Origin of the sequence: Micromonospora sicca, assembly GCF_003172935.1 — a bacterium.
GTDB lineage: Bacteria > Actinomycetota > Actinomycetes > Mycobacteriales > Micromonosporaceae > Micromonospora > Micromonospora sicca.
On the sequence record NZ_QGKS01000050.1, the window covers coordinates 1 to 6,344 of the forward strand.

The following is a 6,344-nucleotide window of genomic DNA, read 5'->3' on the forward strand; positions in this document are numbered from 1 at the left end:
GTCCCGCCGGAGCTGCGCGGATCGTCGAACGCCGGCCCGCGCCGCCGGTCCGCCCCGCGCCGGTCCGCCCCACCCCAGGTCGCCGTCGGGAATCAGTTCATCCTCTCCCCGGCCCCGGAGCGGCTCGCCTCGTCCCCGGTCGTCGACGGAGGCGACGAGGAACCCGAGCGCCGAGCCTCGCTGCTACCCGGCCCGGGCGCCTTCGACCCCGGGCGACGCGGAGTGCGGGCCCTGGCCGCCGTCGCCCTGGTCGTGGTGCTCGGTGCCGCACTCTGGGCCTGGCGGTCCCGGCCGCACGCCGAGCCCGTCCGGCCGGTGTCGACGATCGCCGCGCCGGACGAGCCGTCCCCGGCCGGCTCGTCCGGCGCGGCGAACGGCCAACTCGTGGTCGCGGTCGCCGGCAAGGTGCGCCGCCCCGGCCTGGTCCGGGTGCCGGCAGGCTCCCGGGTCGCCGACGCCGTCGAGGCGGCCGGGGGCGCGCTGCCCGGCGTCGACGTGGCCCTGCTCAACCCGGCGCGCAAGGTCACCGACGGGGAGCTGATCCTGGTCGGCGTCGCCGCCCCGCCCGGCCCCGCCGGCCAGCCTCCGGCCGGTGGAGCGGCGGGGCCGGCCGCCGCCGGGGCGGCGCCCGGGGGTCCCGTCAACCTCAACACCGCCACCCTGGCCCAGCTCGACGCCCTGCCCGGGGTCGGCCCGGTGCTCGCCCAGCGGATCCTCACCCACCGGGAGCAGCACGGCGGCTTCCGGTCGGTGGCGGACCTGCGCCAGGTCGAGGGCATCGGCGACGCCCGGTATGAGCAGCTCAAGGACCTGGTGACGGTGTGACCGCCCGCCGGAACGCCGCCCCGGAGCCGGCGGTCGTCGCCGGGACGGAGGAGAGCGTCCCGGACCTGAGGTTGGCCGGGCTGGCCGTCGCCGCGTGGCTCGCCGCGCTGGCCGGACTGCACCTCACCGCAGCGGTGACGACCGCGCTGGCCGCCGTCGCCGCCATGCTCGCCGCCCTCCTCGCCGGCCACCTGCTCGGCTTCCTCGGGCGCCCGGCCGCTCCGGTCCGCCGGCACGGCTGGGTGGTCGTCGCCGTACTGATCGGAGTGGTCTGCGGGGCGAGCGCCACCGCCGCCCGCCTGATGGTCCGCGTTGCGGCCCCGATCCGGGCGCTGGTGGACGAGCGGGCCCTGGTCACGGCGGAACTGGTCGTCCGCGACGACCCGCGGCCCGTCCGGGGCGCCGCCGGCCGGCCGGCGACCCTCCTGGTCCGGGCCGACCTCGAACGCCTGGCCGCTCGGGACGGGCGGCGGGTGGCCGGACCCGTCCGTGGCCTGGTGCTGGCCGCCGACCCGGCCTGGCGGGGGCTGCTGCCGGGGCAGCGGGTGGGCGCGCAGGGGCGGTTGACCGCGCCGCGCGGCGGCGACCTGACCGCTGCCGTCCTCACCGTGACCGGCCCGCCCGCCCCGCACGGTCCGCCGCCGTGGCTCCAGCGCGCGGCCGGCACGCTCCGCGCCGGCCTGCAACGCGCCTGCGAGCCGCTGCCGGACGAGCCGGGCGGTCTGCTGCCCGGGCTGGTCGTCGGGGACACCAGCCGACTGACGCCCGCCGTCGAGGCGGACTTCCGGGCCACCGGCATGACCCACCTCAACGCGGTCTCCGGCTCGAACGTCGCCATCGTGGTCGGCGCGGTGCTGCTGCTCGCCCGCTGGGCCCGGGCCGGTCCCCGGGCGGCCGTCTTGGCGTGCGGGTTGGCCCTGATCGGCTTCGTCATCCTGGTCCGACCGTCGCCGAGCGTGGTCCGGGCCGCCACCATGGGGGCGATCGGCCTGGCCGCGCTCGCCGCCGGCCGGCCCCGGGCCGCGCTGCCCGCCCTGTGCACCGCGGTCGCGGTGCTGGTGCTGGTCGACCCGGAGCTGGCCGGCGACGCCGGCTTCACCCTCTCCGTGTGCGCCACCGCCGGGCTGCTGCTGCTCGCCCCCGGCTGGCGGGACGCACTGCGGCGGCGGGGCGTACCGGTGGGGCTGGCCGAGGCGCTGGCCGTGCCGGCGGCCGCCCAGCTCACCTGCGGCCCGGTCGTCGCCGGCATCTCCGGGACGGTCAGCCTGGTCGCCGTGCCCGCCAACCTGCTGGCGGTGCCGGCCATCGCACCGGCCACCGTGCTCGGCGTCGCCGCCGCCGTGGTGTCGCCGGTCTGGCCGGCCGGCGCCGAGTTCGTCGCCTGGCTGGCGAGCTGGCCGGCCCGCTGGCTGGTGACCGTGGCCGGCCACGGGGCGGGGCTGCCCGCCGGGACCCTGCCCTGGCCCGGCGGGGTGACCGGGGCCCTGCTGCTGGCCGGGCTCACCGTGGCGCTGCTGCTCGCCACCCGACGGCCGCTGGTCCGGCGGCTCGTCGCGGTGTGCGCCGTCGCGGTGGTGCTCGGCACGCTGCCCGTCCGGCTGCTGGCCGGCGGCTGGCCGCCGCCCGGCTGGGTGGTGGTGGCCTGCGCGGTGGGGCAGGGCGACGCGTTGGTGCTGCCGGTCGCCGCCGGTCGGGCGGTGGTCGTCGACGCCGGGCCCGACCCGGCCGGTGTGGACGGCTGCCTGCGCCGGCTCGGCGTACGCGAGGTGCCGCTGCTGGTGGTCAGCCACTTCCACGCCGACCACGTCGGCGGGGTCGCCGGGGTGTTCCGGGGCCGCCGGGTGGCGGGTGTGCTGACCCCACAGTGGTCGGAGCCGGCCTTCGGGGTGTACCAGGTACGCGTCGCCGCGCTGGGCGGTGCGGCGAGCCTGCGTACCGCGCCGGTGGGCTGGAGCTGGCGGGCGGGGGGAGTGGCGCTGGTCGCGCTCGGCCCGCCGTACCCGCTGCGGGGCAGCCGGTCGGATCCCAACAACAACTCGCTGGTGCTGGCCGCCGCCGTGGCCGGAGTGCGGATCCTGCTGCCCGGCGACGCCGAGACCGAGGAGCAGCGGGCGTTGCTGGAGGCGTCGCCGTCCGCCGCCTTCCGGGCCGACGTCCTGAAGGTCGCCCACCACGGCTCGGCGTACCAGGACCCGGAGTTCCTCGACGCGGTCCGGCCCGCCGTCGCGCTGGTGTCGGTGGGTGCCGGGAACGACTACGGGCACCCCAATCCCGGGCTGCTGGCCCGGCTGACCCGCGTCGGTGCCCGCGTCCTGCGGACGGACATCGACGGCGACCTCGCGGTGGTCCGGGACCGGCGTGGACTGGCGGTGGTGGCCCGCGGCACCCGACCCGGGCGGCAGCCGTGACACCCGTGGCGCCCACGCCCGCCGGCTCGCAACAGCCCGCACATCCCGGCGCGAGCCGGCGTGCCTCGACCGGCCGGCGACGATCGGCGGAGTGACCGACCAATGGAGGCGGCTTGTTGCTATAGCGGGTGGATCGGCTTAAATGTCGGGATTCGCGCTGAGTGCGGGCTCTGCCGTCACAGTCGCCGATGAGCAGGCACGATCCGGTCGAGGGCCGTGCGAATATGGGCGACGTGACCCCCGCCAGCCTGCCCCCCATTCTGCTCGTCCTCGGCGACGAGGAGTTGCTCGCCACGCGAGCGGTCAGCGAAGCCGTCGCGACGGCGCGCGCCGTCGACCCCGACGTGGACGTCCGGGAGTACCAGGCCAGCGCCGTGGCGGTGGGGGAGATCGCCGAGATGCTCAGCCCGTCGCTCTTCGGCGGCCGGCGGGTGCTCGTGCTGCACGCCGGGCAGGACGCCCGGAAGGACCTGGTCACCGCGCTGCTGGCGTACGCGAAGAACCCCGACCCGGAGGTTCAGCTCGTCGTGCTGCACCTCGGCGGCGCGAAGGGGAAGGCCTTCGCCGACGGGCTGCGCGCGGCCGGTGCGACCGTGGTGCCGGCGGCCAAGCTCAAGGGGCACCGGGAGCGGGTCGCCTTCGTCCGGGACGAGATCCGCCGGGGCGGCGGCCGGTGCACCGACGACGCGGCCGAGGCGCTCATCGCCGCCGTCGGCACCGACATGCGGGAACTGGCTGCCGCCTGCTCGCAGCTCATCGCCGACACCGACGGCCGGATCGGGGCCGACACGGTCGCCCGCTACTACCGCGGCCGGGTCGAGGTGACCGGCTTCACCGTCGCCGACGCGACCATGGTCGGTGACGTGCCTGCCGCGCTGGAGGCGCTGCGCTGGGCGCTGCACGTCGGCGTCGACCCGGTGCCGATCGCCGACGCGCTCGCCGACGGGGTCCGCACGGTGGCCCGGGTGGCCTCCGCCGGGCGGGGCAGCCCGTACCAGCTGGCCAGCAGCCTCGGCATGCCGGCCTGGAAGATCGAGCGGGCGCAGCGGCAGGGACGGGGCTGGACACCCGAGGGCCTGGTGCAGGCGATGCGCGCCGCCGCCGAGTGCAACGCGGCCGTCAAGGGCGGCGCCGACGACCGGGCGTACGCGCTGGAGCGGGCCGTCTTCTCCGTCGCCGCCGCCCGTCAGGGCGGCGCCCGGTGACCCGATCCCCCCGGACGGGCTGGGCGACGGTCCCCACCGACCAGGAGCGGTACCGACCGCTGTACGCCCGGGTCCTCGGGCTGCGGTTCGTCAACCCCGGCGGGGTGCTGTGCTTCCTCTTCTTCGAGGGCTCGATCGCGCTCGCCGTGCTGCTCGCCCTCGCCGAACTGGTCAGCTGGTGGGCGGTGCTGGTGCTGCCGGTCGCCGTGGCGGCGATGGTGAAGCTCAACGACATGGTCGCCGAGGTGGTGGTCCGCACCGCGGCGCTCGTGCCGGAGCAGGAACGGGACCGGTTCCGCCGGCAGATGGAGCCGGTGGTCGGCCGGGCCCGCGTGCCGTCCGCCCCGCGCGCGCTGCCCGGGGTGGTCCTCGCCTCCGACCCGACGCTGCGGGCCGCCCGCCCCGGCGACCAGGTCGCCCGGTACGACGAGGGCGGCACCTGGACCGACCCGGTCCGGCACGACCCGATGCGCTGAGCCGACCGCACCCGGGCGCCGGGGCCCGACGAGGGCGTGCCGGCCGAGAGCCGGACGGTGGCAGCGGGCGCGATCCCAGACGCAGACAGCCGGAAGCCCCGGGTCAGTGCCCGGGGCTTCCGGCAGATCTACCGGCGCTTGTCAGGCCGAGAACGAGGCGATGCGCTTCGCGATCGCCGACTTCCGGTTCGCCGCCTGGTTGGCGTGGATGACGCCCTTGCTGGCAGCCTGGTCCAGCTTGCGGGCGGCGTCACGCATGAGGACGGTGGCCTTCTCGGCGTCACCGGCCTCCGCAGCCTCGTTGAACTTGCGGATGGCGGTCTTCAGCGACGACTTGACCGACTTGTTACGCAGCCGGCGCTTCTCGTTCTGCCGGTTGCGCTTGATCTGGGACTTGATGTTCGCCACGCGACAGCCTCGTCTTGATAGCTCGGTTTGGTCTGCTTCACGCGCGACGAGCATGCGTCATCGCTGCGCGAAGAGCCAGGTTACCAGGTCGGCCGGGACGAGCCAAAACGACTCAGCCCCAGCTCCGCCGGGCGGCCAGCCAGCTGAGCGCCTGGTCGCCGCTCCACCGCTGGTGGGCTCGGATGTGCGGCGACGCGGAGGACGGGCCGGCGGCCGCGTTGGTGAGGAGGTACCCGGACAGTGCGGCCAGGGTCACGTCGAGCGCGTCCGGCGGCGCGCCGGCCGCCGCCGGGTGGGTGGCGAACGCCTCGTCCGCGGCGAGGCCGCTGGCGTACGCGGTGATCAACAGGCCGGCCAGGTCGAACCAGGCCGGCCCGTGACAGAGCCAGTTCCAGTCGCAGATCCAGGCCCGACCGGCGGTGTCGATCAGCACGTTGTCCACCCGCAGGTCGCAGTGGATCAACCCGGTTGGCGAACGGCCCGACCCGGCGGGGGAGGCGTCCGCGTACGCCGGGAGGCGGGACTCCAGCGCGGCCAGCTCGGGCAGCCGCGGCCGGGCCCAGGGCGGCAGCTCCGGCGCCGGCTCCCGGCCGGCGGCAACCTCGCCCCAGCAGAGGATGTCGTCGCGGGCCAGGTCGGCGAGGCGGGGCAGCCCGAGCCTGACCAGCTCCGCCGGTGGTTCGGCGAGGGCGGCCGCGACCTCGGCGTACGCGGCGAGGGTGGCGGTCAGCTCGGCCGGGTCCCAGGGCAGCCGGGGCGGGGCGCCGTCGACGGCGTCGAGGCAGACCGCGTACCAGCCGGCCTCGGTGAGCGCCCACCGTGGCCGGGGGACCGGCAGGCCGGCGGGGAGCCGGGCGAGGACGGCGGCCTCGTGGGCGTACCAGTCGACCAGGTGCCGCTGCGTGGTCAGCGAGGCCGCCTTCAGGAAGGCCCGCGCGCCGTCGGCGGTCTCCAGCACGGCGGCGAAGCCCCGGGTGAATCCGGCGCCGGCCACCCGTACCGCGACCGGCGGGCCGCCGAGC

At 77.1% G+C, this 6,344-nt stretch carries 6 protein-coding genes; 4 read left to right on the forward strand and 2 right to left on the reverse strand.

Annotated features, from left to right (window positions below; genetic code table 11):
* Nucleotides 1-12: 12 nt before the first annotated feature.
* From DKT69_RS00600 to DKT69_RS00615, 4 genes are all read left to right on the forward strand, one after another.
* Entirely contained in the window at nt 13-825 is an 813-nt protein-coding gene (locus tag DKT69_RS00600) for a ComEA family DNA-binding protein (protein ID WP_201749416.1), read from the forward strand.
* Nucleotides 822-3,233: a ComEC/Rec2 family competence protein gene (locus DKT69_RS00605; protein ID WP_109799654.1), complete on the forward strand. Its 2,412-nt coding sequence runs from the start codon at nt 822-824 to the stop codon at nt 3,231-3,233. The genes DKT69_RS00600 and DKT69_RS00605 overlap by 4 nt, the downstream gene beginning before the upstream one ends.
* A gap of 224 nt (nt 3,234-3,457) precedes the next feature.
* The gene (gene holA / locus DKT69_RS00610; protein WP_109799655.1) at nt 3,458-4,438 is read left to right on the forward strand and encodes a DNA polymerase III subunit delta; all 981 of its coding nucleotides are present in this window, start codon (nt 3,458-3,460) and stop codon (nt 4,436-4,438) included.
* The gene (locus tag DKT69_RS00615) at nt 4,435-4,914 is read left to right on the forward strand and encodes a hypothetical protein (RefSeq protein ID WP_109799656.1); all 480 of its coding nucleotides are present in this window, start codon (nt 4,435-4,437) and stop codon (nt 4,912-4,914) included. Before holA ends, DKT69_RS00615 begins: the two co-directional genes overlap by 4 nt.
* A gap of 141 nt (nt 4,915-5,055) precedes the next feature.
* Here DKT69_RS00615 and rpsT read toward each other — a convergent pair whose 3' ends face one another.
* Both rpsT and DKT69_RS00625 read right to left on the reverse strand, forming a co-directional pair.
* Nucleotides 5,056-5,322, reverse strand: coding sequence for a 30S ribosomal protein S20 (gene rpsT, locus DKT69_RS00620; protein ID WP_109799657.1), 267 nt, complete (start codon nt 5,320-5,322; stop codon nt 5,056-5,058).
* A gap of 112 nt (nt 5,323-5,434) precedes the next feature.
* Nucleotides 5,435-6,344 (reverse strand): phosphotransferase (locus tag DKT69_RS00625; RefSeq protein WP_109799658.1); only part of this gene is annotated, 910 nt, incomplete at its 5' end.